This window comes from Pseudomonas sp. SIMBA_068, from assembly GCF_046534705.1.
In the GTDB taxonomy this organism is placed as follows: domain Bacteria; phylum Pseudomonadota; class Gammaproteobacteria; order Pseudomonadales; family Pseudomonadaceae; genus Aquipseudomonas; species Aquipseudomonas putida.
The window spans coordinates 1-23,628 of the sequence record NZ_JAWRYI010000001.1 but is presented as its reverse complement, the minus strand read 5'-3'; the positions used below and the strand labels follow the sequence as shown (position 1 = coordinate 23,628).

Sequence of the window (23,628 nt, the reverse complement as noted above, 5' to 3'; positions counted from 1 at the left end):
GCAACCTCCTGTGGGGGCCGGCTTGCCGGCGATGGGCTGCAAGGCAGCCCCAATTACAGACAAAACCACACTAGCAGGCGACCATCAGGTCATCTGGATGATGGTCTGCATGAGGGTGCTTTCGGTGGAAATGGTCTTGGCGTTCGCCTGGTAGTTGCTCTGCGCCTTGATCAGGTTGACCAGCTCGCCGGTCAGGTCGACGTTGGAGTCTTCCAGTGCGCCGCCGGTGATCTGGCCCAAGGTACCCGTGTCCGGGGCGCCGATCACCGGCACGCCCGAGGCGTAGGACTCTTTCCAGTTGGTGCCACCAATCGGGGTCAGGCCCTGCAGGTTGGCAAAGTTGGCGATAGCCACCTGGCCGATCACCTTGTCCTGGCCATTGGTGAAGTTGGCGAACATGTTGCCGCTTTCGTCGATGGTCAGGCCCGACAGCTCACCGGTGGCAAAGCCGTCCTGGCTCTTCGCGGTGGTGGCGGAGGCGGCGTTGTACTGGGTGGTACCGAGCATGTCCAGGTTCACCCCCGCAACGTTGGCGGTAGCGCCGTTGGCACCCCATACACCGGCGGCGTTCTTCTGTGCCGGGATCCAGTTGCTGAGGGTGAAGGTCTTGTTGGCGGCGATGGTCATGCCGCCGGCTACCGGACCTTCCGTCATCGAGGCGGTGTCCAGGGTGCCGTCAGACTTGAACGGCAGCTTGTTGGACAGCGGCGTGGTCGAGGTCGGATCGGCCGGGTTGCGCCCGTCGATAGTGGTGTACATGGTCCAGGAGTTGCTGGTGGCGTCCTTGACGAAGTACTGGTTCAGCTGGTGCGCGTTACCCTGGCTGTCGTACACGTCGGTATTGAACGTGTAGTTATAGGTGCCGGTATTGGTCGGATCGAACGGCGTCTGGGTGGGTGCAGTCGCGGTGGAGTTGAGGTTGACGTTCTCGGAGATGCGACCGGTCGGGTTCGGCGTCAGGTTCGAGGTGTCGATCTGCAGGTTGGTCAGCACACCCTGGATGATCTTGCCATTGGCATCCACTGCATAACCTTGCAGGTTGGCCCCCGACGAGCTGACCACGTAGCCGTCCTTGTCGCTGTAGAAGGCACCGGCACGGGTGTAGATCTTCGAGCCATTGTCGTTCATCACGAAGAAGCCGTTGCCATCGATGGCCATGTCCAGCGCCTGGCCGGTGCCATTGATGTTGCCCGGGGTGAACATCTGCGACACGGCGGCAGTCTTCACGCCAGTGCCCACCACGTTCTTGCCGGCACTGGTGCCGCGAATGGAGTTGGAGTACTGGTCGGCGAACTCGGCGCGCGACGACTTGAAGCCGGTGGTGGCAACGTTGGCAATGTTGTTGCCGGTAACGTTCAGGGCCTTGTTTGCTGCATAGAGGCCGCTAAGGCCGATATTGAAAGACATGTGTAACTCCTGTCGTTTTGCTCAGGCCCTAGATGCCGATGCTTTGGATTTTGGAAAGAGCAACACTGCCCAACCCGGCCAGGTTGAGTGTCATCTCCGAACCGTTGGTGCCCATGGTCACGCTGGTGACCGAGGCGGGCAGATTGGTGGTCATGGCCGTGGCCGTGCCATCGATCGAAGCAGTGGCCTTGAAGGTGTAGGTACCGGCTGGCGCTGCTTCGCCGTCGTCGTTCAGGCCATCCCAGGTAAAGTCGATCTTGCCGGCTTTCTGAGTACCCAGATCGAGGGTGCGCACTAGCTTGTCGTCCTTGTCGTAGATGCCCACCGAGGTGGCGGTGCTCGACGACGTCAGGTTGACAGTGCCTTTCATATCCTTGCTGGTGTCGACCACGGCCTTGTCGGTCTGGACAATCACATTGCGCCCGACCAGCGACGAAGCCTGCAGCGCCTGGGAGGATTGCAGCCCAGCCGCGATGTAGGTCACCGAGTCATTGAGCGACTGCATGCTCTCAAGGCTGCTGAACTGCGCCAGCTGCGCCACGAACTCGCCGTTTTCCTGCGGATCGAGCGGGTTCTGGTTCTTCATCTGGGTAACCAGCAACTGCAGGAAAGCATCTTTGCCCAGCGCGCTGCCGGCAGCACCGGTACTGCTGTCGGTCTTCGACGTCTGCTTCTGCAGCGATGTCAGGTACGCGCTGCTGACGTCAGAGGTTGAATTGGTAGTGGTCATGTCGGCTTCCTATCACTGCCCCAGGGTCAGGACTTTCTGCATCATGCTCTTGGCCGTGTTCATCAGCTCGGCGTTGGTCTGGAACGCACGGCTGGCGGAGATCATGTCAGCCATCTCCTCGACCACATTGACGTTCGGGTAGTAGACGTAGCCGTCCTTGTTCGCTGCCGGGTGGTTTGGCTCGTAGCGAGCCTCCAGGGTGCTCTGGTCTTCCACGATGCCTTTAACCTGCACGCCCTGCCCTGCTTCACCCTGGTCGTCGAACAGCGACTGGCTGGTGCCAGCCTGCGCATCCTGGAAGGTGGTGGCGAACACCGGGTGGCGAGCGCGGTAGGTCTGATCGATGCTCGACGAGACGGTTTCGGCGTTGGCAATGTTGGAAGCCACGGTGTTCAGGCGCGTGTTCTGCGCGCTCATGCCGCTACCGGCAATGTTGAAGACGCTGGAAAGGGACATGGTCATTCTCCCCGCAGGGCCGATACCAGCCCCTTGAATTTGCTGTTGAGCAAGGTGAAGCTGGCCTGGAAGCCAATGGCGTTTTCGGTGTAGTTCGATTGCTCGATCTGCGCGTCCACGGTGTTCTGGTCAATCGATGGCTGCAGCGGCGTGCGGTACTTGAGGGTATCGTCGGCCGCGATGGCGAGGCCTTCGGCTTCGATGTGGCGGCTATTGGTGCGGTCCATGGCGAAGCGGCCGCTTTGCTGCTTGTCGCTTTCGGCGGCCAGCACAGAGGCGAAGTCCATGTCACGCGCCTTGTAATTGGGCGTGTCGGCGTTGGCGATGTTGTTGGCCAGCACTTCGGCGCGCTGGGCGCGGAAGCCCATGGCCTTTTCGTGAATACCAAGCGCCTTGTCGAAGCTGATGCTCATGTCGGGGAAACCTTCAGAGGTTGACCGGAATTTCGTTGAGCAAGGTATAGCAAGGGCTGTGCCAATCATTGCAAAGCCCGGAAACATGGGCTTTCGAGGTGGAGTGGTGTCAGGGTGATGCCAGAAAAGCGGCAAAGACCTTCCGCCTTGGGCGGCGAAAGCGGCAATTGCCGGGCGGCAAAAGCGGCAAAACAAAAAATTGACGTCAGACTATCTGAGATCCATACCGGCCTCTGCAGGAGCAGCCTTGTGCTGCGAAGAGGCCGGTGAAAGAACAGTTGATCAACTGCGCTTGCACCGACCTCTTCGCAGCACAAGGCTGCTCCTACAAGGACCGCGCCTGTGTCTACTTGGCCTGGTAGATGATCCCCGGGCTGCACTGGACCATCTGGTAATGGTCCGGCAACCCGTTCAGCGCCTCCGAGGCGCCAAGGAACAGGTAGCCACCTGGCTTCAGTGTGCTGTGAATGCGCAGCAGGATGTCGCGCTTCACCTGTGCCGAGAAGTAGATCAGCACGTTGCGGCAGAACACGATGTCGAACTTGCCCAGGCTGGCATAGCTGTCAAGCAGGTTGAACGAGCGGAACTCGACGCGGCTGCGAATCGCCGGCTTGACCGCCCAACGCCCCGCCCCCTTGGGGTCGAAGTAGCGTTGCAGGCGTTCCTGGGACAAACCGCGGGCAATGGCCAGGCTGTCGTACTCACCGGTCTTGCAGTTGGTGAGCATGGTGCCGGACAGGTCGGTGGCAACGATCTGCGCCCCCATCTTCAACTGGCCAAGGTTGCTGCGCTCGAACTCGTCGATTGCCATCGAGATGGAATACGGCTCCTGCCCCGACGAACAGGCCGCCGACCACATGCGCAGGCGCTGGCCGGGGTTGTTGCGGATGAACTCGGGGATCACCTTGTTCTTCAGCACTTCGAACGGGTAGGTATCGCGAAACCACAGGGTCTCGTTGGTGGTCATGGCATCGACCACCTGCTCGCGCAACCCACTGCGCGGCTGGGCCTGGATGCGCTGCACCAGCTCGCCCAGGCTCTTGATGCCCTGTTGTTCCATCAGCTTGTTGAGACGGCTGGAAACCAGGTACTGCTTATTTTCGCCCAGCAGGATGCCACAGGCTTTCTCCAGGAATACCCGGAACTGTTCGAAATCCAAATTACCCGTAGACACTACTGCCGCCTCTTTTCAATCACTGGTGCCGGGGGCTTGCCCCGGCTGCTTCAATGCGCTGCCTTGATCCGGTCGACCACCCGCTGGGCCAGGTCGTCCGGCTTGAACTTGGCCAGGAAGTCATCGGCGCCGACCTTCTTGACCATTGCCTGGTTGAACACCCCGGAAAGCGAAGTATGCAGGCAGATGTGCAATTTTTGCATGCGCGGGTCGCTGCGGATCTCCGCCGTTAGCGTATAGCCGTCCATTTCCGGCATTTCAATGTCCGAGATCATCATAAGGAACTCTTCTTCCGGCTTTTTGCCCTCATCCACCAGCTGACGCAGGTAGTTCAGGGCCTGACGGCCATCATTGAGTGCCACGACTTCCACCCCCACGGTCTGCAGGCAGCGGCTGACCTGTTTGCGCGCCACCGACGAATCATCGACGGTCAGCACCCGCATCAGCACCGCCTTGTCCTGCACCTCGGCATCGATCACCCCGGCCGACACCGATTCGGACGACGGCGAAACCTCGGCCAGCACCTTCTCCACGTCGATGATTTCGACCATGCGGTTGTCCACCCGGGTGACCGCAGTCAGGTAGTGGTCACGGCCGGTGCCCTTGGGTGGCGGATGGATCTCTTCCCAGTTCATGTTGACGATGCGCTCCACCGAGTGCACCAGGAAGCCCTGGGTCTTGGTGTTGTACTCGGTGATGATCACGAAGCTGTTGCGTGTTTCTTCCTGCAGCGGCCGTAACCCGGTGGCCATCGACAAGTCGAGGATCGGGATGGTCGCCCCGCGGATGTTGGCAACGCCACGCACCACAGGGTGCGCCTTGGGCAGCAGGGTCAGCGCAGGGCATTGCAGCACTTCCCTGACCTTGAACACGTTGATGCCATAAAGCTGTTCGCCATTGAGGCGGAACAGCAGCAATTCCAGGCGATTCTGCCCCACCAGCTGCGTGCGCTGGTTGACCGAATCCATAACACCCGCCATGCCAGACTCCTTAATCTTTCAGCCTTTCGTTGCAACTCAAGTTACGAGTCGGCACGGGCTTTGCTTTTTTGAGCGTCATGCATACGAAAACGACATTTTTCCGACGATTGACGCGCCTGCTGACTGGCTCGCTGGCCACGCTGTGCCTGCTGGCGCCCGGCGTTCGCACGGTAGCGGACGCGCTTACCTTGCCTGAACAGCTTATCGGTGTCACCCAAGGGTTTCTTGAATTCACGGTAGAAGATTACCTGGCCACCACCCAGACCCCCGGCCGCTATGAAATCCAGGTCAACCCGCTGGACCCCCGCCTGCGCATGCCGTTGTGCAGCCAGCAGCTAGACGCCTCGCTGGAAAGCCCTTCCCTGCCACTTGGCCGGGTAACGGTACGGGTGCGCTGCGACAGTACGGCCCCGTGGACGGTGTTTGTCCCGGCCACGGTGCGGCTGTTCCGCGACGTGGTGGTGGTCACCCGTCCACTCAAGCGCGATAACACGGTGGGCGAAGGCGACGTGGCCCTGCGCGAGCGCGATGTCGGCACCCTTGGCCAGGGTTTTCTGACCGAACTGGACCAGGCGGTGGGCATGAAGATGCTGCGCCCCACGGTGATCGACCAGGTGCTCACCCCGCAGCATCTGGAGCGGGCCGAGGTGGTGCGCAAGGGCGACCAGGTGGTGATCATCGCCCGTAGCGGCAGCCTCAGCGTGCGCATGCCGGGCGAAGCCCTGAGCAAGGGCGGCCTGAGCGAACAGATACGGGTACGCAACCTGAACTCCAAACGGGTGGTCAAGGCCCGGGTTACTGGCCCGGGCCAGGTCGAGGTGAGTATGTAGCCAGCCACAGATTGCGCTGGCAGTGAGGAACCGCATTTCCTAAACTGTGTCAGAGAACGGGTTCGCGAGCTTGCTGACAGGCGGCTATGCATTTGTGCCTAAAGTTTCTTTCGGGTTGGCCGAAAACAAGGCAAGCGTCCAAATACCCAGAGGTTCCTGATCATGGTCATCGACTTCAGTCGTTTGAATAACTCTCCGTCCGTCACGGGCGGCGTGCGCGGCAATACCGCGCCCGGCAGCGCCGAAAAACCGGCCGCCAGCCAGGAAGCGGCCACCAGCACCAGCGCCAGCGGAGAAGCGGTACACCTCAGCCAAGAGGCACAGCAGTTGCAGAAGATCAGCGACAAGCTGCGCGACGAGCCAGTCGTCAACAGTGCCCGTGTGGCCCAGTTGAAACAGGCGATCGCCGACGGCAGCTATCAGGTCGATGCCGGCAAGATCGCCAGCAAACTGCTCGATTTCGAAGCCCAGCGCTGACCGTTCGGCGCGCTGACTTCACGGACGCTAGAAAAGCCAAGAGTTAGCCATGCACGACACCACCTTGCTGCAACTGATCGAAGATGACATTGCCCCGATGCAGGAACTGCTCGACCTTCTGAATAAAGAAGCGATCGCCCTGCATGGCCGCGACATGCCGCTGCTGGAACAGATTCTGGCGCGCAAGCAGTCGCTGATCATCTTGCTCGAGCAGCATGGCCAGCGCCGCAGCCAGTTGCTCGGCAGCCTGGGCCTGAGTGCCGATCGCACTGGCGTGCAAGCGGTAGCCGCCCAATCGCCCCATGGCGAAGCGATGCTGCAGCGGCTCGACATGCTGTCGAAACTGATGGATGACTGCCAGCAGGTCAACCAGACCAACGGCCGGATCATCCAGGTGCAGCAACACGTCACCAACAACCAGATCAGAATCCTCATGGGCGGCGACTCGCCGTCGCTCTACGACAGCCGCGGCAGCACCTCGCTGCTGGCCAAGCCACGGGCCCTCAGCCAAGTGTGATTTTTCTATCAAGGCACGGAACATACTGGCAAAATGCCGTAACTTGCGTGTGTCGCTTTTGCCTGGAGAACGATAAGCCGTGTTCAATGAAACCGAAGCCCCGCAACCGCCAAAGGTGCTGAACACCCCCTTGGAGATTGCGGCCAACTTGCGGCAACTGCAGGAAAGCCACGACCCCCTGATCATCACCTTCCATGACCGCAGCCAGCGCTTCCAAAGCTACGTGGTGCACGTGGACCGTGAAAGCAACACCCTGGCACTGGACGAGATGATCCCGCGCGACGGTGAAAAATTCATCGAAAACGGCGAGCACTTCCGCGTTGAGGGCTTCCACGATGGCGTGCGCATCGCCTGGGAATGCAACCACGAGCTGAAGATCAGCGAAGTCGACGGCCACCGCTGCTACAGCGGCGCCATGCCTCAAGAGATGACCTACCACCAGCGCCGCAACGCCTTCCGCGCCGCGCTGAAGCTGTCGCAACTGGTCGACATCATCCTCGATGGCACCCACCTGAAGGGTAACGGCGCCCTGCGTGGCAAGCTGCTGGATATCTCGGCCACCGGCTGCAAGCTGCGTTTTGAAGGCGATGTAGAAAGCCGCCTGCAACTGGGCCAGGTGTACGAGCGCTTCAAGGCGGGTAACCCGCTGGGCCTGGTGGACACCATGGTCGAACTGCGTCACCTGCACTATGAAGAGCACATCAACACCACCTTCGCTGGCGTGCGCTTCCATAACCTGAGCGGGCAGGCACAGCGCAAGATCGAGAGTTTTGTGTACCAGCTGCAACGCGAGGCGCGGCGGTTCGACAAGGACGATTATTGATCGTCGGCCAAATGCAAAAACGCCACCTTTTCAGGTGGCGTTTTCATTTGTGTTCTTCCAGTGCCGGCCTACATCGACTTGCTGACCTCACTCTCCGGCTCAAGGCCCTTCTCAGCGCCCTTCTCTTCCTCTTCGGTGTCTTCCGCCGCCACCGGCGCCTGCATCACGTCCTGCACGGTCTGCTCATCCACCCGAGGGTCCAGCGCTGCCGACAAGGGCGAACCGGCCGCCGGCATCGCCACGTGGCCCAGCGGTGCATCCTGCACCTGGTGCAGCCCGGTAACCGCTTTCGGCCGAATGCGCCACACCAGCACCAGGGCGAAGAACACGAAGAACGCATAGAGCATCTGCGGGCCCAGCACTTTCATCAGCACGCCCGCCGCCAGTGGCCCGATACACGCGCCCACGCCATAGGTCACCAACAGCATGGCCGTCAGCGACACCCGCCGCTCGCTTTCCACGTGGTCGTTGGAAAACGCCACCGCCAGCGGGTACAGGCAGAACTGCAGCAACGAAATCAGGAAGCCGATACCGAACAGCATCTCCAGGGGAACACTGGGAAGTATCGCCAATGGCGCAGCCGCCAGCGCCAGGCCTATTGCCACGCTACGGATCAGCACCGCCCGGTCGTAACGGTCAGACAACCAGCCCAGCGGCCACTGCACCAGCAGGCCGGCAAAAATACAGCTACCCATGAACAGACCGATCTGCTCGGTCGCCATCCCCTGGCTTGAGGCGTACAAAGGCGCCAGGCCGTAGAACGAGCCGACGATCAACCCCGAGCCCAATACCGTACTGAGCGACTGCGGCACGCGCTTGATGAAGAACTTCGGTTCCATCGGTGCCGGGCGCAAGGGCGCCGGGTGGATGCGCCGGGTCATTGCCACCGGCACCAGGCACAGGGCAAAGCACATCGCCACCAGCATCAGCAGCTCCGGGCCAAGCTCAGGGTGCACCACGAGGATCAGCTGGCCGAGCACCAGTCCCAGGTACGAGGCGATCATGTAGCCGCTGAACACCGCACCGCGGTGTTTCACATCGGCCTGCTCGTTGAGCCAGCTCTCGATGACCATGTACTGGCACATCATGCCCAGGCCGACGATCATTCGCAGCCCGACCCAGGCCGGTAGCCAATTGGTCAGTCCATGCCCCAGCACCGCCGCACCGACGATACCGGCGCAAGTGGCATAGGCGCGAATGTGCCCGACCCGGCCAATCAGCCGGTGGCCGACCTTGCCGCCGACGGCCAGGCCAAAGTAGTTGGCCGCCATCAACGCACCCACCCACAGGCTGTCGACATTGTCGGCCGCCAGGCGCAGGGCCAGGTAGGTACTGAGCAGGCCCGAACCGATCAACATCATCAGCGCGGCGAAATACAACGACTGAAACGGCTTCCATACATTTCGCATACGTACCGAGAAGCTCCCTGGTCAGGTGGCGGTAGGTGCTAGCAGCATAAGGGCAAATGCCGGTCAGTGCAGGCCCCCGCCAGCAAAATGCGGTGGCGGGGACGTGTCCGGTGCAGGTCGTGTCGCGATCAGGCCTGTGCCGCCAGCACCCGGCGCTCCCACGGGGTGATCTCGTCGTAGAAATCGGTCAGCTCCAGGGTTTTGCTGGCGATGTAGCCTTCGATGAACTCGCTGCCGAACAGTTCCCGTGCCAGTGCGCTGCGCTTGAGCCGTTCGAGCGCGGCATGCAGGGTACACGGCAGGCTAAGGTGCTCGGGCACTTCAAACTCGCCCTGAATGGCCGGCGAAGGTTGCAGGCGCTGCTCGATACCGTGCAGCCCGGCAGCCAGGCTGGCGGCGATGGCCAGGTATGGGTTGGTGTCGGCACCGGGCAAACGGTTTTCGACCCGCCGCGCTGACGGCGCACTGGCCGGAATGCGCAGGCCAGCGGCGCGATTGTCCTCAGACCAGCAGGCATTGTTTGGCGAGGCATAGGGGTGGCACAGGCGCTGGTAGGAATTGACGTTGGGCGCGAACAGCGCGGTGAAGTCGGCCATGCACGCCTGCAGGCCGCCGATGAAATGGTGGAAGGTGTCGGTCGGCTGGCCCTGCTCGTCGCTGAACACGTTACGCCCGCTGCCGGCCTCGACCAGGCTCTGGTGAATATGCATGGAGCTGCCGGGCGTGCGCGCCAGCGGCTTGGCCATGCACACCACGGTCAGCCCATGCTTGAGCGCCACTTCCTTGAGCAGATGCTTGAACAGGAAGGTCTGGTCAGCCAGCACCAGCGGGTCGCCGTGCAGCAGGTTGATCTCGAACTGGCTGACGCCCATTTCGTGCATGAACGTGTCGCGCGGCAGGCCGAGCGCGGCCATGCAGTGGTACACCTCTTTGAAGAACGGGCGCAGGCCATTGTTGGAACTGACACTGAACGCCGAATGGCCAAGCTCGCGACGGCCATCGCTGCCTACGGGTGGCTGGAACGGCTGCTGCGGGTCGCTGTTGGGGGCAAAAACAAAGAATTCGAGTTCGGTCGCCACCACGGGCGCCAGCCCCAGGGCCGCGTAGCGGGCGATGACCGCCTTGAGCTGGCCACGGGTGGACAGTGCCGAGGGCCGGCCATCCAGTTCAATGGCATCGCAGATGGCCAGGGCGCGACCGTCGCTGCTCCAGGGCAGGCGATGGACCTGGCTGGGTTCGGCCACCAGCGCCAGGTCGCCGTCGTCGCTGCCGTAGAATTTCGCCGGCGGGTAGCCGCCCATGATGCATTGCAGCAACACCCCCCGGGCCATCTGCAGGCGGCGGCCTTCCAGAAAGCCTTCGGCGGTCATCACCTTGCCGCGCGGGACGCCGTTGAGGTCGGGGGTGACGCATTCGATTTCATCGATGCCCTGAAGCGGAGCGGTGCTCATGACGCTTGTCCTTGTTGTTGTACGCTGACAACAACATAGGCTGGGGGTGTTTAAAATATCAAGCACCTACGGGGCACGCCGGGATCCGTAGGAGCAGCCTTGAGCTGCGAAGAGGCCCGCATGGCCGCTGCTTCTCTACTGGTGCTGATGGCCTCTTCGCAGCACAAGGCTGCTCCTACAGATGGGCTACTCGCGCAAGGTCATGCCATTGGCCGGCAACGGCAAAGCGGTCTTGTACCGCACCTGCTTCAAGGCAAAACTCGAGCGGATATTGGCCACCCCCGGCAACCGCGTCAGGTAATCGAGAAACCGCTCCAGCGCCTGGATGCTCGGCAGCAGTACCCGCAACAGGTAATCCGGGTCCCCCGTCATCAGGTAGCACTCCATCACCTCGGGGCGCTCGGCAATCTCCTCCTCGAAGCGGTGCAGCGACTGCTCCACCTGCTTTTCCAGGCTGACATGGATGAACACGTTTACATCCAACCCCAGCGCCTCGGGTGACAACAAGGTCACCTGCTGGCGGATTACCCCCAGTTCCTCCATGGCCCGCACCCGGTTAAAACAGGGCGTGGGCGACAGGTTGACCGAGCGTGCCAGCTCGGCGTTGGTGATGCGGGCGTTTTCCTGCAGGCTGTTGAGAATGCCGATATCGGTACGATCGAGTTTGCGCATGAGACAAAATCACCGGTTTTTTGTGTTTATGCGGAATGTTTATCTGCACCGCTCGGCAAAGGCAATCAACTTGAGAGAAAAATTCTCCTGCCGGGCCACTAAGATGTAGATGACGCTGACCTACCAGTCACAAGCAGGTATTCAGCGGCGGCCGCTTCAGAGCTCACAAAAACAAATACCCGAGCGAGCGTAAAAAGCATGAACGAGTACGCCCCCCTGCGTTTGCATGTGCCCGAGCCCACCGGCCGGCCAGGCTGCCAGACCGATTTTTCCTACCTGCGCCTCAACGATGCAGGTCAAGCCCGTAAACCCCCTGTGGATGTCGATGCTGCCGACACCGCCGACCTGTCCTACAGCCTGGTCCGCGTGCTCGATGAGCAAGGCGACGCCCAAGGCCCGTGGGCTGAAGACATCGACCCGCAAATCCTCCGCCAAGGCATGCGCGCCATGCTCAAGACGCGGATCTTCGACAGCCGCATGGTGGTTGCCCAGCGCCAGAAGAAGATGTCCTTCTACATGCAGAGCCTGGGCGAAGAAGCCATCGGCAGCGGCCAGGCGCTGGCGCTGAACCGCACCGACATGTGCTTCCCGACCTACCGCCAGCAAAGCATCCTGATGGCCCGCGACGTGTCGCTGGTAGAGATGATCTGCCAGCTGCTCTCCAACGAGCGCGACCCGCTGAAGGGCCGCCAGTTGCCGATCATGTACTCGGTACGCGAGGCTGGCTTCTTCACCATCAGCGGTAACCTGGCGACCCAGTTCGTGCAGGCGGTCGGCTGGGCCATGGCTTCGGCGATCAAGGGCGATACCAAGATCGCCTCGGCGTGGATCGGTGACGGCGCCACCGCCGAGTCAGACTTCCACACAGCCCTCACCTTTGCCCACGTTTACCGTGCCCCGGTGATCCTCAACGTGGTCAACAACCAGTGGGCCATTTCTACCTTCCAGGCCATCGCTGGTGGCGAGTCGACCACCTTCGCCGGCCGTGGTGTAGGTTGCGGCATCGCCTCGCTGCGGGTTGACGGCAACGACTTCGTCGCCGTATACGCCGCCTCGCGCTGGGCCGCCGAACGCGCCCGCCGCGGCCTGGGCCCAAGCCTGATCGAGTGGGTCACCTACCGCGCGGGCCCGCACTCGACCTCGGACGACCCGTCCAAGTACCGCCCCGCCGATGACTGGAGCCACTTCCCGCTGGGCGACCCGATCGTCCGCCTGAAGCAGCACCTGATCAAGATCGGCCACTGGTCCGAGGAAGAACACCAGGCCACCACGGCCGAGTTCGAGGCTGCTGTGATTGCCGCGCAGAAAGAAGCCGAGCAGTACGGCACCCTGGCCAACGGTCACATCCCGAGCGCCGCCTCGATGTTCGAGGACGTGTACAAGGAAATGCCCGACCACCTGCGCCGTCAACGCCAGGAACTGGGGGTTTGAGATGAACGATCACAACAACAGCATCAACCCGGAAACCGCCATGGCCACCACTACCATGACCATGATCCAGGCCCTGCGCTCGGCCATGGATGTCATGCTTGAGCGCGACGACAATGTGGTTGTCTACGGCCAGGACGTCGGCTACTTCGGCGGCGTGTTCCGCTGCACCGAAGGCCTGCAGAACAAGTACGGCAAGTCCCGCGTATTCGACGCGCCAATCTCCGAAAGCGGCATCGTGGGTACCGCCGTGGGCATGGGCGCCTACGGCCTGCGCCCGGTGGTGGAGATCCAGTTCGCCGACTACTTCTACCCCGCCTCCGACCAGATCGTCTCGGAAATGGCGCGCCTGCGTTACCGTTCGGCCGGCGAGTTCATCGCCCCGCTGACCCTGCGCATGCCATGCGGCGGTGGCATCTACGGCGGCCAGACGCACAGCCAGAGCCCGGAAGCGATGTTCACCCAGGTGTGCGGCCTGCGCACCGTCATGCCGTCCAACCCGTACGACGCCAAAGGCCTGCTGATTGCCTCGATCGAATGCGACGACCCGGTGATCTTCCTGGAGCCCAAGCGCCTGTACAACGGCCCGTTCGACGGCCACCACGACCGCCCGGTAACGCCGTGGTCGAAGCACCCGCACAGCGCCGTGCCCGACGGTTACTACACCGTGCCGCTGGACAAGGCCGCCATTACCCGCCCCGGCAATGACGTGACCGTGCTCACCTACGGCACCACGGTGTACGTGGCCCAGGTGGCTGCCGAAGAAAGCGGCGTCGATGCCGAAGTGATCGACCTGCGCAGCCTGTGGCCGCTGGACCTGGACACCATCGTCGAGTCGGTGAAAAAGACCGGCCGCTGCGTGGTGGTGCATGAAGCCACCCGTACCTGCGGCTTCGGTGCCGAACTGGTGTCGCTGGTGCAGGAGCACTGCTTCCACCACCTGGAGGCGCCGATCGAGCGCGTCACCGGCTGGGACACCCCCTACCCTCACGCGCAGGAATGGGCGTATTTCCCAGGGCCTTCGCGGGTAGGTGCGGCATTGAAAAAGGTCATGGAGGTCTGAATGGGCACGCACGTCATCAAGATGCCGGACATTGGCGAAGGCATCGCACAGGTCGAGTTGGTGGAATGGTTCGTCAAGGTCGGCGACATGATCGCCGAGGACCAGGTGGTGGCCGACGTCATGACCGACAAGGCTACCGTGGAAATCCCTTCGCCGGTCAGCGGCAAGGTGCTGGCCCTGGGTGGCCAGCCAGGTGAAGTGATGGCGGTCGGCAGCGAGCTGATCCGCATCGAAGTGGAAGGCAGCGGTAACCATGTGGATGTGCCTCAGGCCAAACAGGTAGAAACGCCCGCCGCCCCTGTGGCAGACAAGCCAGAACCGCAGAAAGACGTAAAACCCGCTGCGTACCAGGCACCCGCCAACCACGAAGCTGCGCCCATCGTGCCGCGCCAGCCGGGCGATAAGCCGCTGGCCTCACCGGCTGTGCGCAAGCGTGCGCTGGATACCGGTATCGAACTGCGCTATGTGCACGGCAGCGGCCCGGCCGGGCGCATCCTGCACGAAGACCTTGACGCCTTCATGAGCAAGCCGCAGAGCGCCGCCGGGCAAGCCCCCAATGGCTATGCCAAGCGCAGCGACAGCGAGCAGGTGCCAGTGATCGGCCTGCGCCGCAAGATCGCCCAGCGCATGCAGGACGCCAAGCGCCGGGTCGCGCACTTCAGCTATGTGGAAGAAATCGACGTCACCGCCCTGGAAGCCCTGCGCCAGCAGCTCAACAGCAAGTACGGCGACAGCCGCGGCAAGCTGACGCTGCTGCCGTTCCTGGTGCGTGCACTGGTCGTGGCGCTGCGTGACTTCCCGCAGATCAACGCCACCTATGACGACGAAGCGCAGATCATCACCCGCCATGGCGCGGTGCATGTGGGCATCGCCACCCAAGGTGACAACGGCCTGATGGTACCGGTGCTGCGCCACGCCGAAGCGGGCAGCCTGTGGGCCAATGCCGGCGAGATTTCGCGCCTGGCCAACGCTGCACGCAGCAACAAGGCCAACCGCGAAGAATTGTCGGGCTCGACCATTACCCTGACCAGCCTGGGCGCCCTCGGTGGCATCGTCAGCACGCCGGTGGTCAATACCCCGGAAGTGGCGATTGTCGGCGTCAACCGCATGGTTGAGCGGCCGGTGGTGATCGACGGCCAGATCGTCGTGCGCAAGATGATGAACCTGTCCAGCTCGTTCGACCATCGCGTGGTCGATGGCATGGACGCCGCCCTGTTCATCCAGGCCGTGCGTGGCCTGCTCGAACAACCTGCCTGCCTGTTCGTGGAGTAAGCATGCAACAGACTATCCAGACTACCCTGTTGATCATCGGCGGCGGCCCTGGCGGCTATGTGGCCGCCATCCGTGCCGGGCAACTGGGCATCCCTACCGTGCTGGTGGAAGGCCAGGCGCTGGGCGGTACCTGCCTGAATATCGGCTGCATTCCGTCCAAGGCGCTGATCCATGTGGCCGAGCAGTTCCACCAGACCTCGCGCTTCGCCGGGCCGTCGGAACTGGGCATCAGCGTTGCCTCGCCGCGCCTGGACATCGGCCAGAGCGTGGCCTGGAAGGACGGCATCGTAGACCGCCTGACCACTGGTGTGGCCGCCCTGCTGAAAAAGCACGGGGTCAAGGTAATTCATGGCTGGGCGAAGGTGCTCGACGGCAAGCAGGTCGAAGTTGATGGCCAGCGTGTCCAGTGTGAACACCTGTTGCTGGCCACCGGCTCCAGCAGCGTCGAACTGCCGATGCTGCCACTGGGCGGGCCGGTGATTTCCTCGACCGAAGCCCTGGCGCCGAAAGCCCTGCCGCAGCACCTGGTGGTGGTGGGCGGTGGCTATATCGGCCTGGAACTGGGCATTGCCTACCGCAAGCTGGGCGCGCAAGTAAGCGTGGTGGAAGCGCGTGAGCGCATCCTGCCGACCTACGACAGCGAATTGACTGCCCCGGTGGCCGAGTCGTTGAAAAAGCTGGGCATCGCCCTGCACCTGGGCCACAGCGTCGAAGGTTACGAAAACGGTTGCCTGCTGGCCAACGACGGCAAGGGCGGGCAACTGCGCCTGGAGTCCGACCAGGTGCTGGTGGCCGTCGGCCGCCGGCCGCGCACCAAAGGTTTCAACCTGGAGTGCCTGGACTTGAAAATGAACGGCGCCGCCATTGCCATCGACGCGCGCTGCCAGACCAGCATGCACAACGTCTGGGCCATCGGCGACGTGGTTGGCGAACCGATGCTGGCGCACCGGGCCATGGCCCAGGGCGAAATGGTCGCCGAGATCATCGCTGGCAAGGCACGCCGCTTCGAGCCTGCCGCGATTGCTGCGGTGTGCTTCACCGACCCAGAAGTGGTGGTAGTCGGTAAAACCCCGGAGCAGGCCAGCCAGCAAGGGCTGGACTGCATCGTCGCGCAGTTCCCGTTTGCCGCCAATGGCCGGGCCATGAGCCTGGAAGCGAAGAGCGGATTCGTGCGCGTGGTGGCACGGCGGGACAACCACCTGATCCTGGGCTGGCAAGCCGTTGGCGTGGCGGTTTCCGAACTGTCCACCGCGTTTGCCCAATCGCTGGAGATGGGCGCCTGCCTGGAGGATGTGGCCGGCACCATCCATGCCCACCCGACGCTGGGTGAGGCGGTACAGGAAGCGGCATTGCGCGCCCTGGGCCACGCCCTGCATATCTGACACTGAAGCGGCCAAGGCCGATTTGGCCCGCTGCGCCGAGAGGCGCTGCGGGTCTTTTTTCATCCAGGCACTGATCCCCATCACCTGCGCGATCCCTTGTCGGACCGCGTCAGGCTATGGGGCTATGGCATTCTTGCCGGCCGCCTTGGCCCGGTACAGCGCCTTGTCGGCACGCGCCAGCAGCGCATGCTGGTCCTCCCCTTCCTGCCATTGCACCACGCCATAGCTCAGGGTCAGCCGGCAATCGCCCACCGGCTCCAGCTGCTCCATCACCTGGCGCAAGCCCGCCGCCACATCCAGCGCCTCGCCCAGCGTGGTCTGGGGCAGCACGATGACGAACTCATCGCCACCCCAGCGCGCCAACACGTCGAGCTCGCGCAGGCAGGTACGCAAGTTATCGGCCACCAACACCAGCGCCGCATCGCCACGGGCGTGGCCGTAGCGGTCGTTGATCGGTTTGAAATCGTCCATGTCCATGGCGATCAGCGACAACGGCTGACGGAATCGCTGGGCGCGTTCGCACTCCGTCTGCAACGACTTTTCCAGCCGATAGCGATTGGCAATGCGGGTCAACGCATCGCGCTCGGCCAACTCGAGGTTTTCGTCCAGTTGCCGCTGCAACTGCTGGTTCACCCAGGACAGCTCGCGGGTACGCTCGGCCACCTGGCACTCCAGCGACTGGTTCTTCTGCTCCAGCTGCGCCACCAGGCGCTTGCCGGCGTCGATGTTGCGGTGCGCCCCGAGCATGCGCGCCACCGAACCGTCTGCGTTCTGGCCGATGATGTAGCCGCTGTCTTCGATCCAGATGTAATTGCCATCCTGGCAACGGCAGCGGTATTCGATGAGGTAGCGCTCGTTGCGCTGGTTGATATAGGCCTCGAAATGCGCCATTACCCGCGGGTAGTCCTCGGGGTGGATCACACTTTCCCAGGTCAGTACCGAGTTGGCCATGGAGTGGCTGGCGTAACCGAGCATGGCGTACCAGCCGGGGTTGCGATAGACGTAGCCGGTGTTGGCATTCCAGTCCCAGATGCCATCACTGATCAACTCGAACAAGGTGTGCAATTGCTGTTCACTGAAGCTGGCGGGTGCCGGCCTGGTTTCCTGATTCATGGACGCTCTCCCTGATGCCCAGCAACTGCGCTCCGGTCAAGGGGCTGCCGACAGTGGTGGTAATTGCCGCAGGCGGCAAGATCATGCCTTGGACAGGCAAGCATATGCCCGCCAGCGCGCAACCGAAATAGCGCCAAAGGCCTGATTTCGACCGGCACAGCGCTGGCATGGCTTTTGCGCTGGGTAGCTGCCAACGCTATTTCCAAGGAGGAAACATGATAATCGCCCCTAACGGCGTCAGCTGGCAGCCCACGCTCCATCAGCCTCGGCACGCCAACGATGAGCAGACAGTGGCCGAGATTGCGCCAGCCGGCACGCCAATAACCACCGCCAACACGGCGACCCAACAGCAGCGCCAAGGCAACACCGCTCAGCAAAACGCTGAGGATGCTCGCGAAGAAGCCTTTGCCAAATTCAAGGTGATGCTGCAAAACCTGGGTTCTGCGACCACCGAGCCGGTGATCGGAGAACCACTGCCACCCAAGACTGCCCGGCAGGAGTTTCACGACTTCATGTCCAAGTCACCCGGCGAGATGATCAAGGAAAAACTGCTGCGTGAAATAGGCCTGACCGAAGAAGAGTACGACGCCCTGCCGCCAGAAATGAAAGCAAAGGTCGACGAGTTGATCGCCCAGCGCATGAAAGAGGACATCGAGCGCAAGATCGAGGAGAAAGCGCAAGAGCAGCTCGCCAAGGCGGACGGCCTGGATGAAGAGCAACAAGCGGCCGGCACGGCATGAGGGAGTTGCGGCGGTCGGTACGAAAGTGCCGCGGGTCGTGAAAGGCTCCCCAACCTGACCCGTTTGAAGGCGCCCGGCGGTGTCGATGTTCAGGTGGTGCATGGCTTGGTCAACTGCACCGCTACCGGCGCCATAACCGATCTCAGGAAAAATCGGCAGGATGTTGTGCAGAGAATTCGTTTGAGGTCCTTGGCCTTATTGTCCAGGTTGGCAGGCTGGTAGCTATTTGCCACGCGTGGACGCAGGCGCATGACGATGCCTGCGTTGGGGGACGTTGTCAGGTCCCCCCAACAATAAGAGAGGACAAGGAAATGCAATCCAACAGTTTGAAGCAAAGCCTCAAGCAGCGGCACATCACCATGATCGCACTGGGCGGGGTGATCGGTGCAGGCCTGTTCATGGGCTCGGGCTCACTGATCGCATCGGCAGGGCCTGCGGCCATCCTGTCGTATTTCATTGGTGGCCTGGTGGTCACCCTGGTCATGTTCATGCTGGGCGAAATGGCCTGCCGCAACCCGGATGCCGGGTCGTTCTCGACCTACGCCAACACCTGGCTCGGCGACTGGGCCGGGTTTGCAGTCGGCTGGCTGTACTGGTTCAAGTCGATGATGACCATCACCCTGGAAGCAGTCCTGCTGGGCGCCATCCTGCATGACTTCCTACCCTGGCTGCCGATCTGGGCAGGCGCCTTCCTGATGCTGGTGACACTGATGGCCAGCAACGCCTACTCGGTGCGTTCGTTTGCCGAAGTGGAGTACTGGCTGGCGGCGATGAAGGTCGCCACCATCCTCATCTTCATGCTGCTGGGCATCTCGATCCTGCTTGGCCTGCACCACGACATTCCGTCGCCTGGCCTGGTCAACCTCACCGCCCACGACGGCTTCATGCCCAACGGCCTGTCGCCGGTAATGGCGGGTGTCATCGTGGTGATCTTCTCGCTGGGCGGCAGCGAAATCGCCGCCGTGGCCGCAGGTGAGTCGGAGAACCCGCGGCAGAACGTGATCCGCGCGATCAAGAGCGTGATCCTGCGCGTGATGCTGTTCTACGTCGGCTCGGTGTCGATCCTGATCCTGTGCCTGCCATGGACCGACAAGGCCAACCTGGCCTCGCCCTATGTTTCGCTGTTCAGCCTGGCCGGGTTCGGTGGTGCGGCGGTGGCCATGAAACTGGTGTTGTTCGTCTCGTTCATGTCGGTGATGAACTCGTTCATGTTCTCCAACTCGCGCATGCTGTTCTCGCTGAGCCAGCGCGGGCACGCGCCCAAGCTGTTCTCGCGCACCAGTGCCAAGGGCGTGCCGATCAATGCATTGCTGCTGAGCCTGTCGATCTGCACGATGATCCTGACCGTGCACTTTATCAGCGCCGGCGACCTGTTCATGACCCTGGCCAAGAGTACCGGCAGCCTCGTGATGGTCGTGTGGATCTTCATCATCATCGCCCACGTGGCCATGCGCTGGAAAACCCGTCATGAAGCGATCGACCCCAAGGCCTTCCGCGCCTGGCTGTTCCCGTACGCCAATATCGTTGCGCTGTTCGCCTTGCTGGCAGTGATCGGCACCCAGGCGTTCGAACCGGCGTCGCGTTTCCAGTTCTGGTTCACGGTGCTGACGGTGGTGCTGGTAGTGGCGGGGTACTTCCTGACGCGCAAACGGACGGCGGCGGCTGCACAGGAGGCGGAGGCAAAAACGGGAGAAACAAGAAATGGCGTCCCAGGCAGGAATTGAACCTGCAACCTTCCCCTTAGGAGGGGGATGCTCTATCCAATTGAGCTACTGAGACGCTACGACCGGCAGCGAGCGCTGCGCAGCGGGATGGCCAGCATGTTAACCAGCATGCTGGCGTTTGTCATGCACCTGCCGGGCTTTTTCGCGTAATCCTTTTCTGGCACTGCTACACCGGTGGCAGAACCCCTTCATCGCGAAGCAGCCCGAACAGGGCTGCGACCGCTGCCTCCAGGGTTGTCGAGTTGTCCAGCACATGCACTGAAGGATCGGGCGGTGCCTGCAAACGGGCGCTGCGAGCCAGGCGCTGCTCGATTTCCTCGGCGTTTTCGCGGCCACGGGCCAGCAGGCGCTGACGCAGCACTTCGGGCCTGACCTCGACCAGCACCGCCAGCAGGTCCGGGTAACGCTGGCGCGCTTCGGCCAGGTAGGCGCGCGAGCCATTCACCAGCACTGCCCTGCCCGCCGCCATCCACTCGTCCACCTGCTGCGCAATACCATAGTCCAGGCCGTTGGCGCGCCAGTGCATGGCAAATGCGCCCTGTGCACGCAGGGTCTCGAACTGCTCGGGCGTAACCCCATGAGCGGCTTCGCCCTTGGCTTCGGCCGAACGGGTAATGACGCGACGGGCAATTTCTACCCCGGCGGCCGCCAGTCGCTCACGCGAAGCGTCGATCAGGGAATCTTTCCCCGAACCCGACGGTCCTATCAGAAATATCAACCGGCCTGACCCTGATCGACGGTCGCTTGCGTCATGTTGCATAGCCACTATGCTCTATGAAGGGAAACCGCCGCATTCTAGGTGTTTTCCTTGCCTTTTGCTGCGTTTTACCAGTTTTTGACGGCAAAAGACTGACGGTTGGGCAAGCCGGAGCATGTAAAACTTTTCAAACCAGTGCTCATTTCTGATAATTGGTACTGGCAGAAAGCCTTTATCCGGCTCACTATTTGTCACAGAATTGACGCCAAGGAAACGGCGATGATGAGGCAAGATGAGCACCCATTTTTACTGCCGGTTGAACATTTTGTCGTCGCCACGGTCGTACTTCCACCCCGTGCGGCCAATTTGAGAACCGCTTCCCCTGAACCAAACTCCGGTCAATTTATATGCGCCCAATGAAACAGGCTATTTATTCGAGCCGCACCGCTGACAAGTTCGTCGTCCGCCTGCCAGACGGGATGCGTGAGCGCATTGCCGAGGTAGCGCGAAACCATCACCGCAGCATGAACTCCGAAATCATCGCGCGCCTGGAACAGAGCCTTATCCAGGAAGGTGCGCTGGGTGACGAGCTGAGCATGCGCCTGGACAGCCCTGAGCTGTCGCTGCATGAGCGCGAGTTGCTGCAGCGCTTCCGTCAACTGTCCCACCGCCAGCAGAACGCCCTGGTGGCCCTCATCGCTCACGATGTGGAAATGGCCGCTGACGCTTCCTGAGGTCTGCAGCGAACATGAAAAAGCCAGCGTAAGCTGGCTTTTTTGTGGCTGGCCTACGGCAACGGCATACGCCATTGCAGGACCACTGTGGGAGCGGGCAAGCCCGCGAATCAGGCGACGCGGTGGATGGCACCGGCTGCGCCGGTGTTCGCGGGCATGCCCGCTCCCACAGGGAAAGATCGGTTTACAGCAGGAACAGCGTAGCCAGGCCGAGGAAGATGAAAAAGCCGCCACTGTCGGTCACGGCAGTGATCATCACACTCGCCCCCATCGCCGGGTCGCGGCCCAGGCGGGCCAATGTCATCGGGATGAGCACGCCCATCAGCGCTGCCAGTAACAGGTTCAGGGTCATTGCGGCGGTCATCACCAAACCCAGTGACCAGCTGCCATACAGCCAGAAAGCCACCGCACCGATCACTCCGCCCCACACCAGGCCGTTGATCAGCGACACTGCCAACTCCTTGCGCATCAGGCGGCTGGTATTGCCCGGCGACACCTGGTCCAGCGCCATCGCGCGGACAATCATGGTGATGGTCTGGTTACCCGAGTTGCCACCAATACCCGCAACGATAGGCATCAACGCAGCCAACGCCACCAGCTTTTCGATCGAGCCTTCAAACAGCCCGATAACGCGGGAAGCGAGAAAAGCGGTAATCAGGTTGATCGCCAGCCATGCCCAACGGTTGCGGAACGAGCGCCAGACCGAGGCAAAGATATCTTCCTCTTCACGCAGGCCCGCCATGTTGAGGACTTCGCTCTCGCTCTCCTCACGGATCAGGTCGACCATTTCGTCGATGGTCAAACGGCCGATCAGGCGCCCGCCTTTGTCTACTACAGGTGCCGATACCAGGTCATAACGCTCGAAAGCCTGCGCTGCATCATAGGCATCTTCCTCGGGCTGGAAGGACACCGGGTCGGTCGCCATGACCTCCGCTACCTTCTTCTCCGGGTCGTTGACCAGCAAGCGCTTGATCGGCAACACCCCCTTGAGGATGCCGTCGTAATCGACCACGAACAGTTTGTCGGTGTGGTTGGGCAGCTCTTTCAGGCGGCGCAGATAGCGCAGCACCACTTCCAGGCTGACGTCTTCGCGGATGGTGACCATCTCGAAGTCCATCAGCGCACCGACCTGCTCCTCGTCGTAGCTCAGCGCCGAGCGCACACGCTCGCGTTGCTGGGCATCGAGGGTTTCCATCAGCTCGTGAACAACGTCGCGCGGCAGCTCTGGGGCCAGGTCGGCCAGCTCGTCGGCGTCCATTTCCTTGGCGGCGGCCAGCAGCTCGTGATCGTCCATGTCCGCGATCAACGATTGGCGAACCGAGTCGGAAACTTCAAGCAGGATGTCGCCATCGCGATCCGAGCGCACCAGCTGCCAGACCGTCAGGCGGTCTTCCAGGGGCAAGGCTTCGAGGATATAGGCGATGTCGGCGGGGTGCAGATCATCGAGCTTGCGCTGCAGCTCGACGAGATTCTGGCGGTGGACCAGGTTTTCGACCAAGTCGTTGTGCGCGCCTTCCTGGCGGTGCGTCAGGTCTTCGACCACACGCTGGCGTTGCAGCAGTTCGACCACCTGGGCCAGGCGATCCTGCAGGCTTTCTTGCGCTTTTTTTACTTCTACTTCAGTCATAGGCGAACTCCACTCCCAGCAGCGGAGCACGCCGGGAGAATCAATCGGTCAGATCTTTCTGTATGAATCGTGTTAGCGAGTAACTACTGGGTAAGTCCATGGTGGTTTTCCACAAGCCCCGGCGGGGCTGACGGGCGCAATCATACACTGCTAAAGCTGTCAGATCGCTTAAATTTTTGGCCAGAACAATCGTTTGCGCGATAAAGGTGGGACAACGCTTGAAGCTATCAGTGCGACGGCGGCTCTGGCGTTTAAAGCACATTTGTTGTGTGCGTAGATGTGTTTGCGATGCCTGATCGAATTCGGCGCCGCACCAGCGGCCTCAAGCTACACCACAAACATTACAGAAGAGCTTAGATCGACATGGCCAACAATTCAGTGGCGCAGAAAAACAAAAAGCCCGCTCAACTGAGCGGGCTTCTTGATGGGATATGGCGGACTCAGCAGGATTCGAACCTGCGACCGCTCGGTTCGTAGCCGAGTACTCTATCCAGCTGAGCTATGAGTCC

The 23,628-nt window shown here is 61.8% G+C and carries 24 protein-coding genes and 2 tRNA genes; 12 read left to right on the top strand and 14 right to left on the bottom strand.

Annotated features, from left to right (window positions below):
* Nucleotides 1–84: 84 nt before the first annotated feature.
* From flgE to SB756_RS00105, 6 genes are all read right to left on the bottom strand, one after another.
* The gene (gene flgE / locus SB756_RS00130) at nt 85–1,407 is read right to left on the bottom strand and encodes a flagellar hook protein FlgE (protein ID WP_341796447.1); all 1,323 of its coding nucleotides are present in this window, start codon (nt 1,405–1,407) and stop codon (nt 85–87) included.
* Nucleotides 1,408–1,435: 28 nt separating this feature from the next.
* Complete coding sequence (gene flgD / locus SB756_RS00125; protein ID WP_341796448.1) at nt 1,436–2,137, bottom strand: flagellar hook assembly protein FlgD; 702 nt, start codon at nt 2,135–2,137, stop codon at nt 1,436–1,438.
* A gap of 12 nt (nt 2,138–2,149) precedes the next feature.
* Nucleotides 2,150–2,593: a flagellar basal body rod protein FlgC gene (gene flgC / locus SB756_RS00120; RefSeq protein ID WP_016498518.1), complete on the bottom strand. Its 444-nt coding sequence runs from the start codon at nt 2,591–2,593 to the stop codon at nt 2,150–2,152.
* A gap of 2 nt (nt 2,594–2,595) precedes the next feature.
* A complete protein-coding gene (gene flgB, locus SB756_RS00115) occupies nt 2,596–3,006 on the bottom strand; it encodes a flagellar basal body rod protein FlgB (RefSeq protein WP_016498517.1) in 411 nt (136 codons plus the stop codon).
* Nucleotides 3,007–3,352: 346 nt separating this feature from the next.
* Entirely contained in the window at nt 3,353–4,180 is an 828-nt protein-coding gene (cheR, locus tag SB756_RS00110) for a protein-glutamate O-methyltransferase CheR (protein ID WP_016498516.1), read from the bottom strand.
* Nucleotides 4,181–4,230: 50 nt separating this feature from the next.
* Nucleotides 4,231–5,160, bottom strand: coding sequence for a chemotaxis protein CheV (locus SB756_RS00105; protein WP_016498515.1), 930 nt, complete (start codon nt 5,158–5,160; stop codon nt 4,231–4,233).
* 77 nt (nt 5,161–5,237) lie between these two features.
* Here SB756_RS00105 and flgA point away from each other — a divergent pair, with 77 nt between their 5' ends.
* From flgA to SB756_RS00085, 4 genes are all read left to right on the top strand, one after another.
* Entirely contained in the window at nt 5,238–5,990 is a 753-nt protein-coding gene (flgA, locus tag SB756_RS00100; RefSeq protein ID WP_410909952.1) for a flagellar basal body P-ring formation chaperone FlgA, read from the top strand.
* A 162-nt stretch (nt 5,991–6,152) separates the two neighbouring features.
* Nucleotides 6,153–6,467, top strand: coding sequence for a flagellar biosynthesis anti-sigma factor FlgM (gene flgM / locus SB756_RS00095; RefSeq protein WP_059394767.1), 315 nt, complete (start codon nt 6,153–6,155; stop codon nt 6,465–6,467).
* 49 nt (nt 6,468–6,516) lie between these two features.
* Nucleotides 6,517–6,984, top strand: coding sequence for a flagella synthesis protein FlgN (locus SB756_RS00090; RefSeq protein WP_019471387.1), 468 nt, complete (start codon nt 6,517–6,519; stop codon nt 6,982–6,984).
* A 79-nt stretch (nt 6,985–7,063) separates the two neighbouring features.
* The gene (locus tag SB756_RS00085) at nt 7,064–7,807 is read left to right on the top strand and encodes a flagellar brake protein (RefSeq protein WP_341796450.1); all 744 of its coding nucleotides are present in this window, start codon (nt 7,064–7,066) and stop codon (nt 7,805–7,807) included.
* Between the two features lie 68 nt (nt 7,808–7,875).
* Here SB756_RS00085 and SB756_RS00080 read toward each other — a convergent pair whose 3' ends face one another.
* The 3 genes from SB756_RS00080 to bkdR all read right to left on the bottom strand — a co-directional run bounded on the left by SB756_RS00080 (nt 7,876) and on the right by bkdR (nt 11,339).
* Complete coding sequence (locus SB756_RS00080; RefSeq protein ID WP_341796451.1) at nt 7,876–9,216, bottom strand: MFS transporter; 1,341 nt, start codon at nt 9,214–9,216, stop codon at nt 7,876–7,878.
* Nucleotides 9,217–9,344: 128 nt separating this feature from the next.
* Nucleotides 9,345–10,586, bottom strand: coding sequence for a glutamine synthetase family protein (locus SB756_RS00075; protein WP_410910406.1), 1,242 nt, complete (start codon nt 10,584–10,586; stop codon nt 9,345–9,347).
* A 267-nt stretch (nt 10,587–10,853) separates the two neighbouring features.
* Nucleotides 10,854–11,339, bottom strand: coding sequence for a Bkd operon transcriptional regulator BkdR (gene bkdR, locus SB756_RS00070; protein WP_012273540.1), 486 nt, complete (start codon nt 11,337–11,339; stop codon nt 10,854–10,856).
* 198 nt (nt 11,340–11,537) lie between these two features.
* On the opposite strand from bkdR, the gene SB756_RS00065 reads away from it, so the two are divergent.
* The 4 genes from SB756_RS00065 to lpdA are packed head-to-tail and all read left to right on the top strand — an operon-like array spanning nt 11,538 to nt 16,484.
* Nucleotides 11,538–12,770 (top strand): 3-methyl-2-oxobutanoate dehydrogenase (2-methylpropanoyl-transferring) subunit alpha, encoded by a 1,233-nt coding sequence (locus SB756_RS00065; RefSeq protein WP_016498508.1) that lies wholly within the window; start codon nt 11,538–11,540, stop codon nt 12,768–12,770.
* Nucleotide 12,771: 1 nt separating this feature from the next.
* Nucleotides 12,772–13,830 carry an alpha-ketoacid dehydrogenase subunit beta gene (locus tag SB756_RS00060; RefSeq protein WP_016488476.1) on the top strand — a complete coding sequence of 353 codons (1,059 nt, stop codon included), beginning with the start codon at nt 12,772–12,774 and terminating at the stop codon, nt 13,828–13,830.
* Nucleotides 13,831–15,102, top strand: coding sequence for a dihydrolipoamide acetyltransferase family protein (locus tag SB756_RS00055; protein WP_084967277.1), 1,272 nt, complete (start codon nt 13,831–13,833; stop codon nt 15,100–15,102).
* Between the two features lie 2 nt (nt 15,103–15,104).
* Complete coding sequence (gene lpdA, locus SB756_RS00050) at nt 15,105–16,484, top strand: dihydrolipoyl dehydrogenase (RefSeq protein ID WP_341796453.1); 1,380 nt, start codon at nt 15,105–15,107, stop codon at nt 16,482–16,484.
* Between the two features lie 114 nt (nt 16,485–16,598).
* On the opposite strand, the gene SB756_RS00045 is transcribed toward lpdA, so the two are convergent.
* Nucleotides 16,599–17,597: a diguanylate cyclase domain-containing protein gene (locus SB756_RS00045; protein ID WP_341796454.1), complete on the bottom strand. Its 999-nt coding sequence runs from the start codon at nt 17,595–17,597 to the stop codon at nt 16,599–16,601.
* 215 nt (nt 17,598–17,812) lie between these two features.
* Here SB756_RS00045 and SB756_RS00040 point away from each other — a divergent pair, with 215 nt between their 5' ends.
* Both SB756_RS00040 and SB756_RS00035 read left to right on the top strand, forming a co-directional pair.
* Nucleotides 17,813–18,337, top strand: coding sequence for a hypothetical protein (locus tag SB756_RS00040; protein ID WP_410909951.1), 525 nt, complete (start codon nt 17,813–17,815; stop codon nt 18,335–18,337).
* Nucleotides 18,338–18,648: 311 nt separating this feature from the next.
* A complete protein-coding gene (locus SB756_RS00035; RefSeq protein ID WP_410909950.1) occupies nt 18,649–20,061 on the top strand; it encodes an amino acid permease in 1,413 nt (470 codons plus the stop codon).
* On the opposite strand, the gene SB756_RS00030 is transcribed toward SB756_RS00035, so the two are convergent.
* A tRNA-Arg gene (locus SB756_RS00030) sits at nt 20,040–20,116 on the bottom strand. The two genes, SB756_RS00035 and SB756_RS00030, sit on opposite strands and share 22 nt — an antisense overlap.
* A 111-nt stretch (nt 20,117–20,227) precedes the next feature.
* The gene (gene phnN, locus SB756_RS00025; RefSeq protein ID WP_410909949.1) at nt 20,228–20,821 is read right to left on the bottom strand and encodes a phosphonate metabolism protein/1,5-bisphosphokinase (PRPP-forming) PhnN; all 594 of its coding nucleotides are present in this window, start codon (nt 20,819–20,821) and stop codon (nt 20,228–20,230) included.
* A gap of 96 nt (nt 20,822–20,917) precedes the next feature.
* On the opposite strand from phnN, the gene SB756_RS00020 reads away from it, so the two are divergent.
* Nucleotides 20,918–21,178, top strand: coding sequence for a hypothetical protein (locus SB756_RS00020; protein ID WP_410909948.1), 261 nt, complete (start codon nt 20,918–20,920; stop codon nt 21,176–21,178).
* Nucleotides 21,166–21,492, top strand: coding sequence for an Arc family DNA-binding protein (locus tag SB756_RS00015; RefSeq protein WP_003254499.1), 327 nt, complete (start codon nt 21,166–21,168; stop codon nt 21,490–21,492). The genes SB756_RS00020 and SB756_RS00015 overlap by 13 nt, the downstream gene beginning before the upstream one ends.
* 184 nt (nt 21,493–21,676) lie before the next feature.
* Here the strand turns inward: SB756_RS00015 and mgtE are convergent, their stop codons facing one another.
* Nucleotides 21,677–23,119 (bottom strand): magnesium transporter, encoded by a 1,443-nt coding sequence (gene mgtE, locus SB756_RS00010; protein WP_016498500.1) that lies wholly within the window; start codon nt 23,117–23,119, stop codon nt 21,677–21,679.
* 432 nt (nt 23,120–23,551) lie between these two features.
* A tRNA-Arg gene (locus SB756_RS00005) sits at nt 23,552–23,628 on the bottom strand.